Raw genomic sequence first — 16,992 nt, forward strand, 5'->3', positions numbered from 1 at the left:
GTTCTCCCGTTGAAGCACCTTCGCTAAATGATCGAATTCTCCATCGTCGACTGGGCTGCCTGGGCGCCCGGCCTGAGCGAGCGTAGCCAGTGGCTGGGCTGGGCCGATGCGCCGTATCCGCCGGTTGGCGAAGACACGCCGGCGCTGGCCGAGATCCCGGCAATGCAGCGCCGCCGCATCGAGCGGCTGGGCCGGATGGCGATCCAGGCTGCCTGCTGGTGCGAGGATGGGCAGGGGGCGGACAACCAGGTCCCGCTGGTGTTCGCCAGCCGCCACGGCGACGTGGCCCGTTCGATGGAGCTGCTGGGGGCGCTGGCCAGTGATCAGCCCTTGTCACCGACGGGGTTCGGCCTGTCGGTGCACAACGCGATCGCGGCGTTGTACTCGATCGCGCGCGGCCACCGTGGCAACTACCTGGCGCTGGCCGCCGGCCAGGCCACGGTCGAGACCGCCTGCCTGGAAGCGGCCGGTCTGCTCGCCGATGGCGCCCGCGAAGTGCGGGTCGTGGTGTATGAGTCGCGCCTTCCCGAGATTTACTCGACGTTCGCCGACGAACCCGACCCGTTCTTTGCCTGGTGTTGGCGTTTGACGGCGCCGATGCCGGGCCAGCCGACCCTCTCCCTGCAGTGGGAGGCGGCGCCGGAGGCCCCTGCCACCGCCCCGGGCGCGCTGCCGCACGCGCTGGACCTGCACCGCTTCCTGCTGTCCGGTGCGCCGGCGCTTGAGCACGTGGCCCAAGGCCAGCGCTGGCGCTGGGGGCGCCGTGGCTGAGGCGCTGCGCCGTCTCGATCATGCCTGGCGGGTGCTCGGCACCGGCCTGAGCTTTGCCGCATTCGGCATGGGCGGCCTGCTGCTGGGCGTGCTGGTGATGCCGGTGCTGCTGCTGATGCGCGACCCGGTGGTCCGTCGCCGCCGGGCCCGCCGCGTGGTTCAGGTTGCCTTTGCCAGCCATCTGCGCCTGATGCGCGCGCTGGGGGTGATGACCTACCAGATCGAGGGCGGTGAACGCCTGCAGCGCGACGGTTTGCTGGTGCTGGCCAATCACCCGACCCTGATCGACGTGGTCTGCCTGATCTCGCTGCTGCCCAACGCCGATTGCGTGGTGAAACGGGCCGTGGCCTGCAACCCGTTCATGCGCGGTCCGGTGCGGGCGGCCGGCTACATCTCCAATGACGATGGCGCTGGCCTGGTCGATGACTGCGTGGCGGCGGTGCACGCCGGCGGCACCCTGGTGATCTTCCCCGAAGGCACCCGCAGCGTGCCGGGCCAGCCGCCGCGGCTGCAGCGCGGGGCCGCCAACATCGCCGTCCGTGGCCGGCTGGACATCACCCCGGTGCGGATCACCTGCACCCCGCCCACGTTGACCAAGGGACAGAAGTGGTATCGTGTCCCCTCACGTCGCTTTCACGTTCGGCTGCAGATCGGCGAAGATATCCCGATCGCGCCCTTCCTGGCCGATGACGACTCGCCAAGGGGGGATGCCTTGGCAGCCCGCCGCGTCACCGAGCACCTTTCTCGTTATTTCGACCTGTCTGGAGATCCGCCCCGTGCAAGCACTTGAGCACGAGATCAAGGAATTGATCATTTCCTCCCTTTCGCTGGAGGACATCACGCCGGAGGACATCGATCCGACCGCGCCGCTGTTCGTCGAGGGCCTCGGCCTGGATTCGATCGACGCGCTGGAGCTGGGCCTGGCGCTGCAGAAGAAGTACGGTGTCAGCCTCTCGGCCGATTCGGAAGAAACCCGTCGCCATTTCTCCAGCGTGCGCGCGCTCGGCGAGTTCGTCGCCGCCCGCCAGTCGTAACGGCGCCAGGAATAGCCATGACCAAGAATGAACTGTTCGAACGCATCGTCAGCATCCTGACCGACAGCTTCGAGATTGAAACCGCCCGGATCACCCCCGAGGCCCGGCTCTACGACGACCTGGACATCGACAGCATCGATGCGGTCGACCTGATCGTGCAGCTCAAGCCACTGCTCGGCCGCAACCTGCAGCCGGAAGCGTTCAAGGCCGTGCGCACCGTGCAGGACATCGTTGATGTCGTGTATGGACTGCTGCCGGACCAGGCAGCCGCCTGACCGCAGCGCCGGCGGCTTCGCCATGGCTCGCGCACGTACCGTCGTGGTGGCAGCGATTTCGCTTGCCTACCCGCTGCTGGTGTACCTGGCGATGGGCCGCTTCGAGCCACGCTGGCTGTCGCTGCTGCTGTTCACCCTGGCCCTGCTGCGTGCGCTGAGCACGCGCCAGCCGTTGTGGTGGGCCGCCGCCGCCGGCACCGGCCTGCTGGCTGTGCTGGCCACCGTGCTCAACCAGGCCCTGCCGCTGAAGCTGTACCCGGCGCTGGTCAATGCGGTGATGCTGGCGGTGTTCGGCACCAGCCTGCGCTTCGGGCCGCCGTTGGTGGAGCGCCTGGCGCGGCTGCAGGAGCCGGACCTGCCCCCGTTCGCGGTGGCCTATACCCGCCGCGTCACCCAGGTGTGGTGCGGCTTCTTCGTTCTCAACGGCAGCCTGGCCCTGCTGACCGCGCTGTACGCGTCGGACCGGGCCTGGATGCTCTACAACGGATTGTTGGCGTACGTGATGATGGGCGTGTTGTTCGCAGGTGAGTGGCTGGTGCGGCGGCGGGTGAAGGCGGCGCACGCGCATGGCTGAGTGGATTGCCCTGGACCGGCTGCTGCTGGAGGCGCGGCCGCAGCGCAGCGTCGGCCTGTGTGACGGAGACATGGTTGACCACGCCTGCTTCCGCCAGCGCGTACGGGGCTGGCGCGCCGCCTTTGCGGCGGCTGAAGGCCGCGACTGGGCCCTGTATTTCGATGACGCCGTGGCCTTCGCTGCGGCGCTGTTCGGCGCCTGGCATGCCGGCAAGCGGGTGTTCCTGGCCGCTGACAACCTGCCGGCCACGCTGCAGGCGCTGCAGCCGCAGGTGAGCGGTTTCGCGGGCGACGTGCCGGCCGACTACCGCCCGCTGGCGGCGCTGGACGCCACACTGGACGACGAACTGCAGGCGCTGGACGAGCGCGCCTGCGAGCTGTGCGTGTTCACCTCCGGCAGCACCGGCCAGCCCAGTGCGATCGGCAAGCGCCTGGACCAGCTGGCGCGCGAGGTGGAAGCGCTGCAGGCCGCGTTCGGTTCGCAGCTGGATGGCGCGCAGGTGCACGGCACGGTGTCCCACCAGCACATCTACGGGCTGCTGTTCCGCGTGCTGTGGCCGCTGGCCGCCGGCCGCCTGATCCATCCGCGTCGGTTCTTCCACGAAGACCTGGTGGGTGCGCTGGCCGGTACCGCCACGGTGCTGGTGGCGACGCCGGCCCATCTCAAGCGCCTGCCCGAGCAGCTCGACTGGGCCAGCCTGCATGGCCGCCTGCGCGCGGTGTTCTCCTCCGGTGGCCCGCTGCCGGAGGACGCGGCGCGACACGTGCGGCAGTGGTTGGGCGTGGCCCCGACCGAGGTCTATGGCAGCAGCGAGACCGGCGGTATCGCCTGGCGCCGCTGGGACACCGACCTGCCGCCGTGGCAGCCGCTGCCGGGTGTGCAGTGGCGGATCGACGACGGCTGCCTGGCGGTGGCCTCGGCGCATCTGGAAACCCCCGGCTGGTGGCGCACCCAGGACCGCGTGGAAGCCCTGGCCGATGGCCGTTTCCGGCTGCTGGGCCGCGCCGACCGCATCGTCAAGATCGAAGAGCGCCGCGTCTCGCTGGATGCGCTGGAACGCGCGCTGCGCGAAGACGCCGAAGTGGATGACGTGCGCGTGCTGGTGCTGCCCGGGCAGCGCGAGCAGCTGGCCGCCGTGGTGGTTCCGGCCGATCCGGCGCTGCTGGAGGGCGGCGACGCCGCGCGCCGTGCGCTGGGCCAACGCCTGGGCGCGCGCCTGGCGCATGCGCATGACGCGGTGACCCGGCCGCGCCGTTGGCGCCTGGTGCAGGCGTTGCCGATCAACGCGCAGGGCAAGGTGACCCAGGCGGCATTGGCGGCGCTGTTCCAGCCACTGATGCCGGTGCCGGTCTGGGACCGCCGCGATGCCGCCAGCGCCACGCTGCGCATGACCCTCGACCCGGCGCTGCGGCCGTTCCAGGGCCACTTCCCGCAGGCGGCGATCCTGCCCGGTGTTGCGCAGTTGGACTGGGCGATGCGTTTCGGCCGCCAGGCATTTGCGATGCCGCGCGCGTTCCTGCGCATGGACGCGGTGAAGTTCCAGCACGTGGCCCGCCCCGGCGATGAGTTGACCCTGCAGCTGGACTGGGATGCCGCACGCAACGTGCTGGCCTTCCGCTATACCTCCAGCCACGGTGTACATGCCAGCGGCAGGGTGGTGTTCGCCGATGCGGACTGACCCGGCCGTTGCCGGTGCCGCGTTTGCGCCACTGGCGGTGATTCCCGTCTACGACCACGAGCACGCCATCGTGGCGGTGGTCGACGGTGTGCAGGCCGCTGGCTTGCCTTGCCTGCTGGTCGACGATGGTTCGCATGATGCGTGCGCGGCGGTGCTGCGCACGCTGGCACAGCGCCAGGGCGTCGACCTGCTGCGCCTGGACGCCAACCAGGGCAAGGGTGGGGCGATGCTGGCCGGTTTTGCTGAAGCCGGCGCGCGTGGCTACAGCCACGTGCTGCAGATCGACGCAGACGGCCAGCACGATACCGCTGACCTGCCACGTTTCATCGAGGCCGCGCGTGTGCATCCCGACGCGGTGATCTGCGGCATTCCGGCCTACGACGCCAGTGTTCCCAAGGCACGCCTGTATGGCCGCTACGCCACCCACGTCTGGGTCTGGATCAACACGCTGTCGCTGCACCTGCGCGACACCATGTGCGGCTTCCGGGTGTATCCACTGCCACCGGTGCTGCGCCTGATCGGTGAAGAGACCATCGGACGGCGCATGGATTTCGATACTGAAGTGATGGTGCGCCTGTACTGGCGCCAGCTGCCGGTCGAGCACCTGGCCACGCGCGTGACCTATCCCGCCGATGGCGTGTCGCACTTCGATGTGTGGCGCGACAACGTGCGCATCAGCCGCATGCACACTCGCCTGTTCTTCGGCATGCTATGGCGCGCACCGCGGCTGCTGTGGCGCCGCCTGCAGGGGCAGCGCTGAGATGGCGACCGCGCAGGATGCCCCGCACTGGGCCGATATCGGCGAATCGACGTCGGTGGCCGGCGTGCTGTTCCTGTGCTGGGTGCACCGCTGGTTCGGGCGCTGGCCATTCCGCCTGTGCGCGTGGCCGGTGGTGGCCTGCCATTGGCTGGGCAACCGTGTGGGGCGACAGGCCTCGATGCAGTACCTGCAGCGGCTGCATGCATACAGCGGTGTGCTCGGCCGCGCGCCGACCCGGCGCGACAGCCTGCGCCACTTCTTCGCCTTCGCCGACACGATGCTGGACAAGATCCTCGGCCTGGGCGGGCGCTACCCGGCCAACCGTATTCACCTGCACCGCGACCTGGTGCTGCAGAAGATCGCGCGCCGCGAAGGCGGTCTGATCCTCACCGCGCACATCGGCTGCCTGGAACTGTGCCAGGTGCTGGCCGAACAGGTGCCGGGGTTCCGCATCACCGTGCTGGTGCACACCGCGCATGCGCAGCGCTTCAACCGCCTGCTGCAGCGGCTGGACCCGCTGGCGGCGGTGGAGCTGGTGCAGGTCACCGAAATGGGGCCGGCCACCGCGTTGATGCTGGCCGAGCGCGTGGCGGCCGGTGGCTTCGTCGCCATCGTCGGCGACCGCACGCCGGTGCAGGGCGGCCGCAGCGTCACCGCCGATTTCCTCGGCCATCGCGCGCCATTCCCGATCGGCGCCTATGTGCTGGCCGCGGCGCTGGGCTGCCCGGTCTACACCATGGCCTGCCTGCACCAGGGCGAGGGCTATCGCGTGGCATTTGAACAATTCGCCGAACGCATCGTGCTGCCGCGTGGCTCGCGCGACGCGGCACTTGCCGAACAGGCACAGCGCTTCGCGCGCTGGCTGGAACTCCAGGTCATCCAGTCCCCGTTGGACTGGTTCAATTTCTTCCCCTTCTGGGATCAGGCTCCGCATGACGACTGACGCCGTACCCGTGTGCCGCTTTGGCGATGCACCGTTGACCATCGAAGACGTGGTTGCCCTGGCCCAGCGCCAGTGCGAGGCCGCACTGAGCGACGCGCCGGCGTTCCGCGCACACATCCAGCGCGGTGCCGACTTCCTTGACCGCCTGCTGCGCGAGGATGGCGTGATCTACGGTGTGACCACCGGCTATGGCGATTCGTGCACGGTGAACATCCCGCCGGCGCTGGTGGCTGAACTGCCGCACCACCTGTACACCTATCATGGCTGCGGCCTGGGCCGCTACCTGGACCCGGTCGAGACCCGTGCGGTGCTGGCCGCGCGCCTGGCCTCGCTGGTGCGCGGCATGTCCGGTGTCAGCATGCCGCTGCTGGAAGGCCTGGCCACGCTGCTGCAGCACGATGTGCTGCCGATGATCCCGGCCGAAGGCTCGGTCGGTGCCAGTGGTGACCTGACCCCGCTGTCCTACGTGGCTGCGGTGCTGTGTGGCGAGCGCGAGGTGCTGCACGATGGCCGCGTGCAGCCGGCGGCCGAGGTGCTGGCGAAGATCGGCATGACCCCGCTGAAGCTGCGGCCGAAGGAAGGCCTGGCGATCATGAACGGCACCGCCGTGATGACCGGCCTGGCCTGCCTGGCCTGGCAGCGCGCCGACTACCTGGCGCGCATGGCCACGCGCCTGACCGCGTTCAACGTGCTGGCCAGCGACGGCAACGCGCACCACTTCGACGAAACCCTGTTCGCGGCCAAGCCGCATCCGGGCCAGGGCCGCATCGCCGCGCGTCTGCGCAGCGACCTGCACAGCGAGCGTCCGCCGCGCAATGAACAGCGCCTGCAGGACCGCTACTCGCTGCGCTGCGCGCCGCACGTGATCGGCGTGCTGGAGGACAGCCTGCCGTTCCTGCGCCAGCTGATCGAAACCGAACTGAACAGCGCCAACGACAATCCGCTGATCGATGCCGATGGCGAGCGCATCCTGCATGGCGGCCACTTCTACGGCGGCCACATCGCGCTGGCGATGGACACCCTGAAGAACACCGTAGCCAACGTGGCCGATCTGCTCGACCGCCAGTTGGCGCTGGTGGTCGATGCCCGCTACAACCATGGCCTGCCGGCCAACCTGTCGGCGGCCACGGGCCCGCGCGCGGCCATCAACCACGGCCTGAAGGCGCTGCAGATCAGCGTGTCGGCCTGGACGGCCGAAGCGCTGAAGCAGACCCTGCCGGCCAGCGTGTTTTCGCGCTCCACCGAGTGCCACAACCAGGACAAGGTCAGCATGGGCACCATCGCCGCGCGCGACTGCCTGCGCGTGATCGAGCTGACTGAACAGGTGGTGGCCGCGATGCTGATCGCCGCCCGCCAGGGCCTGGCGCTGCGCGAACGGGTTGGCCTGAACGCGCAGCTGCATGGCAGTCTGGCCGACATGTACGCCGACCTGGGGCAGCGCATCGCCCTGGTTGAAGAAGACCGCGCGCTGGATCGCGAACTGCGGGAACTGCTGGTGGAGATCCGCGCGCAACGTTGGGAGCTGTATGCCGGTGAATGAGGCCATCGAACGGGTCGGCGAGATTGCGCTGACCCCCGCCTTCCATGACTGCGATCCGATGAACGTGGTCTGGCATGGCAACTACTTCAAGTACTTCGAGATCGCGCGCTGCGCGCTGCTCGGGCGCTATGACTACGACTATCCACAGATGCTCGAATCGGGCTACCTGTGGCCGGTGGTCGATGCGCGGGTGAAGTACGTGCGGCCGCTGTTGTTCAACCAGGCCCTGCGCGTGGTCGCGCGCATCGTGGAATGGGAGAACCGGCTGAAGATCGAGTATGAAATCCTCGATGCGCAGAGCGGCCAGGTGCTGACGCGCGCGATGACCATCCAGGTCGCGGTGGACGCGGCCAGCAAGGAAATGCTGTACCAGTGCCCGCCGGTACTGTGGGAACGCCTGGGAGTGCCTGCACCGTGAACACCCTTGTCCGTCTTCCGAGCGTGCTGCTGTGCGCGCTGATCTTCGTTGCCGCGCCACAGGTGCAGGCCGCCGACCCCGCCATCGATGCGATTACCCAGGCGGTGGCGCGGCCGGATGTACTGCGTGGCCAGTTCAGCCAGGAAAAGCAGGTCAGCGGCTTCAAGAACCCGCTGCGCTCGCAGGGCCAGTTCGTGGTCGCGCGCCAGCACGGCGTGATCTGGACCACGCTCAAGCCGTTCCCTTCCGAAGTGGTGGTCACTGCCGACCGCATCCTCAGCCGCCAGCGCGATGGCAGCACCCGTGTCGAGCTCGACGCACGGCAGCAGCCGGCGATGCGTTCGGTGAACGCGATCATGTTCGCGCTGATGAGCGGCGACGTGCAGGCGCTGTCGAGCCAGTTCAATGTGGCGGCCAGCCGCGAAGGGCAGGGCTGGCGGCTGCGGCTGACGCCGAAGTCGGCGATGCTGGCCAAGGCGTTCCAGTCGCTGACCCTGCAAGGTGACCGCTACGTGCGCCAGGTCGAGATCGTCGAGGCCAACAAGGACCGCACGCAGATCCAGTTCAGTGCACTGAGCGAAGCGCCGGCCACGCTCACCGCCGACGAGGCACGCCGCTTTGAGTGAGGGGGCAGCATCGAACGGGCCGGACCGGTTGCGGCGCTGGTGGCACTGGCTGGGCATCGCCTGGCTGGTGCTCCTGCTGGTGTTGGGTGCGCAGCAATGGCGCCTGTGGAGCCAGCAGTCGCGGATCGACACCGACATCCTCGCCCTGCTGCCGCAGGACGCGCATGACCGCCTGTTGAGTGACGTCACCCGGCGCATCGCCGACGGCAGCTCGCGCCAGGTGGTGGTGCTGCTGGGCAGCAAGGATGGCGCCGCCGCCAAGCGCGCACAGGCGGCGTTCGCTGCGGCGATGGCGGCGGATGCCGACAGCGCGTTGCTGGTGCCCAGCGGTTCGATCGAAGGCTGGTTCGACGAGGCGCGCGCGTTCTACGCGCCGTACCGCGACCGCCTGCTGACCCCGGCCCAGCGCGAGCAGCTGCAGGGCAGCGAGCCGGGCGCGTTGGCCGAGCAGGCGTTGGCTGCGCTGTACGGTCCGATGGGCGCACCGCGCCTGACCGATTGGCGGCAAGACCCGCTCTCGCTGTGGCCGCAATGGTGGCAGCAGCAGGCGCAGGGGTCGGGGTTGCGGCTGGGCGATGACGGCCTGCTCGAAGCCGAGGGCAGGCATTGGGCCGCGCTGCAGTTCGATACGCCGGGTTCGGCGTTCCAGCTCGATGGTGAGCGCCATCTCGACGGGCTGCTGGAACGTGCCGGGCAGGCCGCCAGGGCGGCGGCGCCCGAGCTGGAAATCCTGCATGCCGGCGTACCGCTGCATGCCGAAGCGGCCGCAGTGCAGGCCAACCAGGAGATCAACACGATCGGCTGGGGCTCGCTGGCCGCGGTGCTGCTGCTGGTGTGGCTGGCGTTCCGTTCGCTGCGGCCGATCCTGCTGGTCGCCGCGTCGTTGCTGATCGGCTGCGGCGTGGCGCTGGCGGTGACCGTGCTGGTATTTGGCAAGGTGCATGTGCTGACCCTGGTGTTTGGTGCGTCGCTGGTGGGCGTGGCCGAGGACTACGGCATCCATTGGTTCGCTTCGCGCCAGGCCGAACCGGCTGATCGTCGCTGGAAGCTGCTGCGGCACCTGCTGCCCGGCCTGTGGCTGGCCCTGCTGACCAGCGCGCTGGCCTACCTGGCACTGGGCCTGGCCCCGTTCCCGGGCCTGCGCCAGATGGCATTGTTCTCGGTGGTCGGCCTGGCCGCCGCCTTCCTTACGGTGATTTTCTGGTTCCCGTGGCTGGATGGCGGTGAGATCCGCAAGACCCGTTTCTCGCAGTGGCTGGGCAACACGCTGGAGCGCTTCCCGCGCCTGCATGGCCGTCGCCCGGTGACGGTGTTCGTGGTGATCACGCTGGCGCTGTCTGCCATCGGCATCGCCCGCCTGAACAGCAACGACGACCTGCGCAGCCTGCAGTCCTCGCCGCCGGCGTTGATGGCCCAGCAGATCCGGCTGAGCCAGCTGCTGGGCATGCCCAGCCCGGCGCAGTTCTACCTGGTGCAGGGCACCGACGCGGCGCAGCTGCTGCAGCGTGAGGAAGCGTTGACCGAACGCCTGCGTGTACTGGCCAACGACAAGCGCATTGGTGGCTATCGTGCGATCAGCGATTGGCTGCCGTCGCCGTCGCGCCAGCAGGCCGATGCGGCGCTGACTGCGAAGGTTGAACCGGGTGTGCTGGACGCGGTGTCCGAGGCGGTCGGCGAACCGCTGCCGCGCCCGGATTTCGCCGCTACGCCGCTGACCGCGGATGCGTTCCTGGCCTCGCCGGCCTCGCAGCCGTTCCGCCACCTGTGGGTGGGCGAGGTCGGCGGGCAGATGATCAGCGTGGTGATGGTCGATGACCTGTCGCGCGCTGATGCGCTGGCCACCCTGCGCGGGGCGGCCGAAGGCCTGCCGGGTGTGCGCTGGGTGGACCGCACCGCCGACTTCTCGCAGCTGCTGGGCCACTACCGCAAGCTGATGGGCGGGCTGCTGCTGGTCGGCATCGTGCTGGTGTTCGGCGCGCTGTGGCTGCGCTATCGCCGCCAGGCCTGGCACGTGTTCGCGCCGACCCTGATTGCCGGTGCGCTGACCCTGGGCCTGCTGGGCCTGTTCGGCCAGCCACTGCAGCTGTTCAACGTGCTGGCACTGATGCTGTTGCTGGGCATGGGCATCGACTACGGCATTTTCCTGATCGAGCACCGCGGCGACGCCAGTGCCTGGCTGGCCGTGTGCGTGGGCGCGGCCAGCACCTGGCTGTCGTTCGGCCTGCTGGGCCTGTCGCAGACCCCGGCGTTGCGCGCGTTCGGCCTGACCCTGCTGTTCGGCATCGGCCTGGTCTGGCTGATCTCGCCGCTGTTCCGTCCGCCGCCGCACGATCTGCCGCCGGCCTGAACCTGTTTCCGACTTCCTTCTTTCCACTTGATCGAGCAACAAGGACGCACCGATGAACACTGCTGTGGATGCTGTCGAACGTACTGAAATCCTGATCATCGGCGCGGGCCCGGCCGGTTCGGTGGCTGCGGCGATGCTGCGCCAGCAGGGCCGCCAGGTGCTGATGCTGGAACGCCAGCAGTTCCCACGCTTCTCCATCGGCGAAAGCCTGCTGCCGCAGAGCATGGAGTACATCGAGGCGGCCGGCCTGCTGCAGGATGTGGTCGAGGCGGGCTTCCAGTACAAGAACGGTGCCGCCTTCGTGCACGGCGAAGCGCGCACTGCATTCGACTTCAGGAAGAAGTTCTCGCCGGGTTGGGGCACCACCTACCAGGTGCAGCGCGCCGACTTCGACAACGTGCTGGCGCGCGGCGCCGAGCGCATGGGCACCACGCTGCGCTTCGGCGACGAAGTGCTTGCGGTCGAGCCGGGCGAGCAACCGGCGGTGACGGTGCGCCGCCCGGACGGCAGTGAATACCGCATCGAGGCCGATTTCATCCTCGATGCCTCCGGTTTCGCGCGGCTGCTGCCGCGGTTGCTGCAGCTGGAGTCGCCGTCCAACTTCCCGGTGCGCGGCGCGATCTTCTGCCACGTGCGCGACAACATTCCGGCCGAAGCGGACTTCGACCGCAACAAGATCCTGATCACCACCCACCCCGAGCACATCGACGTCTGGTACTGGACGATTCCGTTCTCCAACGGCTGCTGTTCGCTGGGCGTGGTCGCCGAGCCGTCGTTCTTCGAGCGCTACGAGGGTGACGACCTGCAGAAGCTGCAGGCCATCGTCGGCGAGGACCCCAACCTGACCGGGCTGCTGGCCAACGCCGAATGGGCGGTGCTGCCGGTGCGCCGCATCACCGGTTATTCGGCCAACGTCAGTTCGCTGTGGGGGCCCGGCTACGCGTTGCTGGGCAACGCCGGCGAGTTCCTCGATCCGGTGTTCTCCTCCGGCGTGACCATTGCCTTCAAGTCCGCGCAGCTGGCCAGTGAATGCCTCAAGCGCCGCTATGCCGGCCAGGCCGTGGACTGGGAGGCCGAGTTCTCGATCCCGCTGCGTGCCGGCGTGAAGACCTTCCGTCGCTTCGTGGAAAGCTGGTACGAAGGCGGCTTCCAGAAGATCATCTACCACCCGCAGCAGCAGCCCGAAGTGCGCAACATGATCAGTTCCATCCTGGCCGGATATGCCTGGGACACCAACAACCCCTATGTGGCCGATGAAAGTGGTCGCCGCATGCGCGTGCTGGAGCAGCTGTGCAGCGCCTGATCTTCCGTACTGCGGCCCTGCTGCTGTGCCTGCTGCTGGCCGCCTGTGCCGGGCGCATGCCCAAGCCACAGGTGGAGCTGCCGCCGCTGCGCCTGTCGCCGGCCAGCTTGCCGGCGCCGCTGGCGCTGCAGCAGCAGCTGCACTTCCGTTTCGGCAGCCATGAGCGCGACCTCGATGCGCTGCTGGAAGCCGATGCACAGCAGGTGCAGCTCGCGGTGCAGGCGATGGGCCAGACCGGCGTGCGCCTGCAGTGGGACGGCCAGCAGCTGACCCAGCAGCGTGCGCCGTGGCTGCCGCCGCAGGTGCGTGCCGAGCGCGTGCTGGATGACCTGCAGTTCGCGCTGTGGCCGACCGCGGCCATTGCCGCCGTGCTGCCGGCGGGCTGGCAGGTCAGTGATGATGGCCATCAGCGCAGCCTGTCGCGTGAGGGCACCGTGTGGCTGCACCTGCAGCGGCTGGACGATGGCAGCGTGCAGCTGGACAACCGCGCCGAAGGCTATGCGCTGCGCATCGAATCGATCGACATGGCCGGGCCGGACCGATGAGCGCACCGATCTACCTGAACGACCTGGGTGTGGTCTGTGCACTCGGCGCTGGCCGCGCCGCCGTGACGTCGGCACTGTTCGCCGACGCGCCGGGCGGGCTCAGCGACAACGAGAGCCTGTTGCCGGGGCACACCCTGGCGCTGGGAGAAGTACGCACGCCGCTGCCGGCGCTGGATGACCTGCCGGTGGCCCTGCGCGGGCGCAACAATGCCCTGCTGGACGTGGCATTGGCTCAGATCGCGCCGGCAGTGGCCGCGGCGATCGCCCGCCATGGCGCCGAGCGCGTAGCGGTGGTGCTGGGCACCAGCACCTCGGGCATTGGTGAATCCGAGCAGGCATTGCGCAGCCATGCCGAACAGGGCCAGTGGCCGCAGGGCTTTGATTACGCCCAGCAGGAAATGGGCACCGCCGCGCAGTTCGTGCGCCAGCGCAGTGGCGCACAGGGGCCGGCATGGACCCTGTCCACTGCCTGCTCGTCCAGTGCCAAGGCGCTGATGTCGGCCGCACGCATGCTGCGCGCCGGCATCGTCGATGCGGTGATCGCCGGTGGCGCCGATTCGCTGTGCCGCTTCACCGTGGCCGGCTTCAGCGCGCTGGAATCGGTCTCGGCCCAACGTTGCAATCCGTTCTCGCAGCATCGTACGGGTATCAACATCGGCGAAGGCGCCGCGCTGTTCCTGCTCACCCGCGAACCCGGCCCGGTATGCCTGGCGGGGTGGGGCGAGTCGGCCGACGCCCACCACATGTCCGCCCCGGACCCGCAGGGCCTGGGCGCCATCGACGCCCTGCAGCAGGCGCTGCAGCGTGCTGGCTGGGCCGCCGGCGAAGTGGACTATGTGAACCTGCATGGGACCGCGACCGGCCACAACGATGCGATGGAAAGCCTGGCCGTGTCGCAGGTGCTCGGCAGCCACGTGCCGGCCAGTTCGACCAAGCCGTTGACCGGCCATACGCTGGGTGCCTCGGGTGCCATCGAGGCGGCGCTGTGCTGGATCGTGCTGGCCGAGAACCCGCAGCAGCTGCTGCCGCCGCACTGGTGGGACGGCGTGGCCGACCCGGCACTGCCGGTGCTGCCGCTGGTTGCACCGGGCACGCGCCTTGCGCAGCCGCCACGGCGGGTGCTGAGCAATTCGTTCGCCTTCGGCGGCAGCAATGCCGTGCTGGCACTGGAGCGTCGATGAACACGCTGTACGAGATCGAAGACGTGGTGCCGCACCGCCAGGACATGTGCCTGCTGGAGCGCATCACGCAGTGGGACCAGGACGCCATCGAGGCCGAACTGGTGGTGCCCGAGGCCGGCCTGTTCGTCGAGGATGACCAGGTGCCGGCATGGGTCGGCATCGAGTACATGGCGCAGGCCATCGCGGCCTGGGCCGGTTGCCGAGCGCGTGCGGCCGGCAGGCCACCGCAGCTGGGCTTCCTGCTCGGCAGCCGCCGCTACAGCAGCGCGCGCAGCAGCTTCCCCAGCGGTTCGCGGCTGCGCGTACAGGCGCGCTGCGAGCTGTTGGGTGACAATGGATTGGGGATGTTCGCCTGCCGCATCCTGGCAGGCGAGGAAGAATGGGCGACAGCCAACGTGTCGGTGTTCGAACCGGCCGACGCGATGGCCTATCTGGAGAGTGGACAGGCATGACAGGGAATCGAAGCGTGCTGGTGACCGGCGCCAGCCGGGGCATCGGCCGGGCCATCGCGCTGCGCATCGCGCGCGATGGCTTCGACGTGGTGGTGCATTGCCGCAGCCGCGTGGATGAAGCACAGGCGGTGGTCGCCGAGATCCAGGCACTGGGCCAGCAGGCCCGCGTGCTGGTGTTCGACGTGGCCGACCGCGCGTCTGCGCGGGCCGCTCTGGAGGCCGATGTCGAAGCGCACGGCGCTTACTACGGCGTGGTCTGCAATGCCGGCATCGCCCGCGATGGCGCCTTCCCGGCGCTGTCAGCGGACGATTGGGACCAGGTCATCCACACCAACCTGGATGGCTTCTACAACGTGCTGCATCCGCTGATCATGCCGATGGTGCGGCGGCGCAAGCCGGGCCGCATCGTCACCCTGTCGTCGGTCTCCGGACTGGCCGGCAACCGCGGGCAGGTCAACTACAGTGCCGCCAAGGCCGGCATCATCGGCGCCACCAAGGCCCTGGCGCTGGAACTGGCCAGCCGCCAGATCACCGTCAACTGCGTGGCCCCGGGCCTGATCGAGACCGAAATGCTCAACGACGAAGTGGTTGAACACGCGCTCAAGCTGATTCCCGCCGGCCGCGTTGGCCGCCCGGACGAAGTGGCGGCTACCGTGGCGTTCCTGCTGTCCGAACCGGCTGGCTACATCACCCGCCAGGTGATCTCGGTGAACGGAGGCATGCTCTGATGGCCGCCGATCGTCGCGTGGTGGTTACCGGCGCCGCTGCCATCAGTCCACTCGGCCACGACTGGCCGACCATCGAAGCGCACCTGCGCAGCTGCCGCAACGCGGTGCGTGCGATGCCCGAGTGGGATGTCTATGCCGGGCTGAACACCAAGCTGGCCGCGCCGGCGCAGGACTTCGAGCTGCCGCCGAACTACAACCGCAAGACCACCCGCTCGATGGGCAAGGTCGCGATCATGTCGGTGCGCGCCACCGAGGTGGCGCTGCGCGAGGCCGGCCTGAATGAGCATCCGGTGCTGCGCAGTGGCCGTACCGGCGTGGCCTATGGCTCCTCGTCCGGCAGCCACGAGGCCACCGGCGAATTCGGGCGCATGCTCAACGAATTCACCACCGATGGCATCAGCGCCACGACCTATCTGAAGATGATGAGCCACACCGCGCCGGTCAACATCGGCGTGTTCTTCGGCCTGTCCGGGCGCGTGTACACCACCTCCAGCGCCTGCACGTCGGGCAGCCAGGGTGTGGGCGCGGCCTATGAAGCCATCCGCAGCGGCAAGCAGACGGTGATGGTGGCCGGCGGTGCCGAGCAGCTCGATGCCACCGCTGCAGCGGTGTTCGACACGCTGTTCGCCACCAGCGTGCGCAACGACGCGCCGCAGACCACGCCTCGCCCGTTCGATGCCGGCCGCGATGGCCTGGTGCTGGGCGAGGGCGCCTGCACGCTGATCCTGGAAGACCTGGAGCACGCGCAGGCGCGCGGCGCCACCATCCTTGCCGAGGTGGTCGGCTACGGCACCAACAGCGATGGCCAGCACGTCACCCAGCCCAGTGCCGACACCATGGCCCAGGCCATGCGCCTGGCATTGGAGGACGCGGGCCTGGACGCGGCGCAGATCGACTACGTCAACGCCCATGGCACCGCCACCGACCACGGCGACATCGCCGAGACCCAGGCCACCGCACAGGTGTTCGGCAGCCGCGTGCCGATCAGCTCGCTGAAGAGCTACGTCGGCCACATGCTGGGTGCCTGTGGCGCGTTCGAGGCCTGGGTGAGCATCCAGATGATGCGTGCCGGCTGGTTCGCGCCCACCCTGAACCTGGCCGCGGTCGACCCGCGCTGTGGCCAGCTCGACTTCATCACCGGGCAGGGCCGCGAACTGCAGGCCGAGTACGTGATGAGCAACAACTTCGCCTTCGGCGGCATCAACACCTCGCTGGTGTTCCGCCGCTGGAGCGAGTGATCCACTGCGCCAACACACCGTTCCCGTTACCCCCGCACCCTCGACAAGGAGATGTTCCGATGCGCCGCACTCTCATGATCGCCACGGCTACCGCGCTGCTGGCCCTGACTTCCACCGCTTCCGCCCGCGACACGCGTGTCGAACAGTCCCTGCAGGAACTGGTCAATTCGCAGGCCGCCAAGGACGCCGGCATCGACGGCAGCGTGCGTTTCTATCTGGCCGGCCAGCCGGTCAGCGTGCAGCAGCGCCTGGGCGAAGACGTGACCAACAAGAAGACCAACGCCGCCAACAAGAGCGATGCCGAGGCCTGCCGCTGGGTTGCGCTGTCGGCACTGCGCGCGCTGCAGGACGGTGCCAAGTCGCGCGGCGCCAACGCCGTGGTCGACATCGTCAGCTATTACAAGAAGAACGAGTTCAAGAGCAGCACCAACTACGAGTGCTACGCCGGTGCCATCCTTGCGGGTGTCGCGCTGAAGGGCACCTACGCCAAGGTCAAGTAAGCGCCCGTGTGGCGGCGGCGCAGCCTGAACGTCGCCGCCACATTGCTGAACCCCGCAGGCGAAACACCGCCGATCGCGC

General features: G+C 68.8%; 19 protein-coding genes. All 19 read left to right on the forward strand.

The annotated features are described in order from the left end of the window. Positions 1-27 precede the first annotated feature (27 nt). Genes AC5P7X_RS12710 through AC5P7X_RS12800 form a run of 19 tightly spaced genes read left to right on the forward strand, consistent with a single transcriptional unit; the run spans position 28 to position 16,913 of the window. Positions 28-771, forward strand: a complete 744-nt coding sequence (locus AC5P7X_RS12710) for a beta-ketoacyl synthase chain length factor (RefSeq protein ID WP_053498347.1) — start codon at positions 28-30, stop codon at positions 769-771. Further along, positions 764-1,561 carry a lysophospholipid acyltransferase family protein gene (locus AC5P7X_RS12715; RefSeq protein ID WP_005420313.1) on the forward strand — a complete coding sequence of 266 codons (798 nt, stop codon included), beginning with the start codon at positions 764-766 and terminating at the stop codon, positions 1,559-1,561. Before AC5P7X_RS12710 ends, AC5P7X_RS12715 begins: the two co-directional genes overlap by 8 nt. Further along, a complete protein-coding gene (locus AC5P7X_RS12720) occupies positions 1,548-1,805 on the forward strand; it encodes a phosphopantetheine-binding protein (RefSeq protein WP_005411610.1) in 258 nt (85 codons plus the stop codon). Before AC5P7X_RS12715 ends, AC5P7X_RS12720 begins: the two co-directional genes overlap by 14 nt. Before the next feature lie 17 nt (positions 1,806-1,822). Next, positions 1,823-2,080: an acyl carrier protein gene (locus AC5P7X_RS12725; RefSeq protein ID WP_005420312.1), complete on the forward strand. Its 258-nt coding sequence runs from the start codon at positions 1,823-1,825 to the stop codon at positions 2,078-2,080. A gap of 22 nt (positions 2,081-2,102) precedes the next feature. Next, positions 2,103-2,654 (forward strand): COG4648 family protein, encoded by a 552-nt coding sequence (locus AC5P7X_RS12730; protein WP_049416044.1) that lies wholly within the window; start codon positions 2,103-2,105, stop codon positions 2,652-2,654. Beyond that, on the forward strand, positions 2,647-4,332 hold the full coding sequence (locus AC5P7X_RS12735; RefSeq protein WP_495214932.1) for an ApeI family dehydratase: 1,686 nt from the start codon (positions 2,647-2,649) through the stop codon (positions 4,330-4,332). Before AC5P7X_RS12730 ends, AC5P7X_RS12735 begins: the two co-directional genes overlap by 8 nt. Continuing rightward, complete coding sequence (locus AC5P7X_RS12740; RefSeq protein WP_495214933.1) at positions 4,322-5,092, forward strand: glycosyltransferase family 2 protein; 771 nt, start codon at positions 4,322-4,324, stop codon at positions 5,090-5,092. Before AC5P7X_RS12735 ends, AC5P7X_RS12740 begins: the two co-directional genes overlap by 11 nt. Before the next feature lies 1 nt (position 5,093). Continuing rightward, positions 5,094-6,035: a lysophospholipid acyltransferase family protein gene (locus AC5P7X_RS12745; protein WP_495214934.1), complete on the forward strand. Its 942-nt coding sequence runs from the start codon at positions 5,094-5,096 to the stop codon at positions 6,033-6,035. Beyond that, the gene (locus AC5P7X_RS12750; RefSeq protein ID WP_495214935.1) at positions 6,025-7,575 is read left to right on the forward strand and encodes an HAL/PAL/TAL family ammonia-lyase; all 1,551 of its coding nucleotides are present in this window, start codon (positions 6,025-6,027) and stop codon (positions 7,573-7,575) included. The genes AC5P7X_RS12745 and AC5P7X_RS12750 overlap by 11 nt, the downstream gene beginning before the upstream one ends. Beyond that, the gene (locus AC5P7X_RS12755; protein WP_032960618.1) at positions 7,562-7,993 is read left to right on the forward strand and encodes an acyl-CoA thioesterase; all 432 of its coding nucleotides are present in this window, start codon (positions 7,562-7,564) and stop codon (positions 7,991-7,993) included. Before AC5P7X_RS12750 ends, AC5P7X_RS12755 begins: the two co-directional genes overlap by 14 nt. Next, complete coding sequence (locus tag AC5P7X_RS12760) at positions 7,990-8,619, forward strand: LolA family protein (protein WP_495214936.1); 630 nt, start codon at positions 7,990-7,992, stop codon at positions 8,617-8,619. The genes AC5P7X_RS12755 and AC5P7X_RS12760 overlap by 4 nt, the downstream gene beginning before the upstream one ends. Next, positions 8,612-10,966, forward strand: a complete 2,355-nt coding sequence (locus AC5P7X_RS12765) for an MMPL family transporter (RefSeq protein WP_495214937.1) — start codon at positions 8,612-8,614, stop codon at positions 10,964-10,966. The genes AC5P7X_RS12760 and AC5P7X_RS12765 overlap by 8 nt, the downstream gene beginning before the upstream one ends. Positions 10,967-11,018: 52 nt before the next feature. Continuing rightward, positions 11,019-12,269: an NAD(P)/FAD-dependent oxidoreductase gene (locus AC5P7X_RS12770; RefSeq protein ID WP_053498357.1), complete on the forward strand. Its 1,251-nt coding sequence runs from the start codon at positions 11,019-11,021 to the stop codon at positions 12,267-12,269. Then, a complete protein-coding gene (locus tag AC5P7X_RS12775; RefSeq protein ID WP_372484858.1) occupies positions 12,257-12,814 on the forward strand; it encodes a DUF3261 domain-containing protein in 558 nt (185 codons plus the stop codon). The genes AC5P7X_RS12770 and AC5P7X_RS12775 overlap by 13 nt, the downstream gene beginning before the upstream one ends. Next, positions 12,811-13,995, forward strand: coding sequence for a beta-ketoacyl-ACP synthase (locus AC5P7X_RS12780; protein WP_053498361.1), 1,185 nt, complete (start codon positions 12,811-12,813; stop codon positions 13,993-13,995). The genes AC5P7X_RS12775 and AC5P7X_RS12780 overlap by 4 nt, the downstream gene beginning before the upstream one ends. Beyond that, a complete protein-coding gene (locus AC5P7X_RS12785) occupies positions 13,992-14,447 on the forward strand; it encodes a hotdog family protein (protein ID WP_495214938.1) in 456 nt (151 codons plus the stop codon). Before AC5P7X_RS12780 ends, AC5P7X_RS12785 begins: the two co-directional genes overlap by 4 nt. Further along, on the forward strand, positions 14,444-15,175 hold the full coding sequence (locus tag AC5P7X_RS12790) for a 3-ketoacyl-ACP reductase FabG2 (protein ID WP_049416034.1): 732 nt from the start codon (positions 14,444-14,446) through the stop codon (positions 15,173-15,175). The genes AC5P7X_RS12785 and AC5P7X_RS12790 overlap by 4 nt, the downstream gene beginning before the upstream one ends. After that, complete coding sequence (locus AC5P7X_RS12795) at positions 15,175-16,413, forward strand: beta-ketoacyl-ACP synthase (protein ID WP_005420285.1); 1,239 nt, start codon at positions 15,175-15,177, stop codon at positions 16,411-16,413. Before AC5P7X_RS12790 ends, AC5P7X_RS12795 begins: the two co-directional genes overlap by 1 nt. Before the next feature lie 59 nt (positions 16,414-16,472). Further along, entirely contained in the window at positions 16,473-16,913 is a 441-nt protein-coding gene (locus AC5P7X_RS12800) for a hypothetical protein (RefSeq protein ID WP_005420284.1), read from the forward strand. The last annotated feature ends 79 nt before the right edge of the window (positions 16,914-16,992 follow it).

Source organism: Stenotrophomonas sp. YJH_SMC_53 (assembly GCF_059369995.1).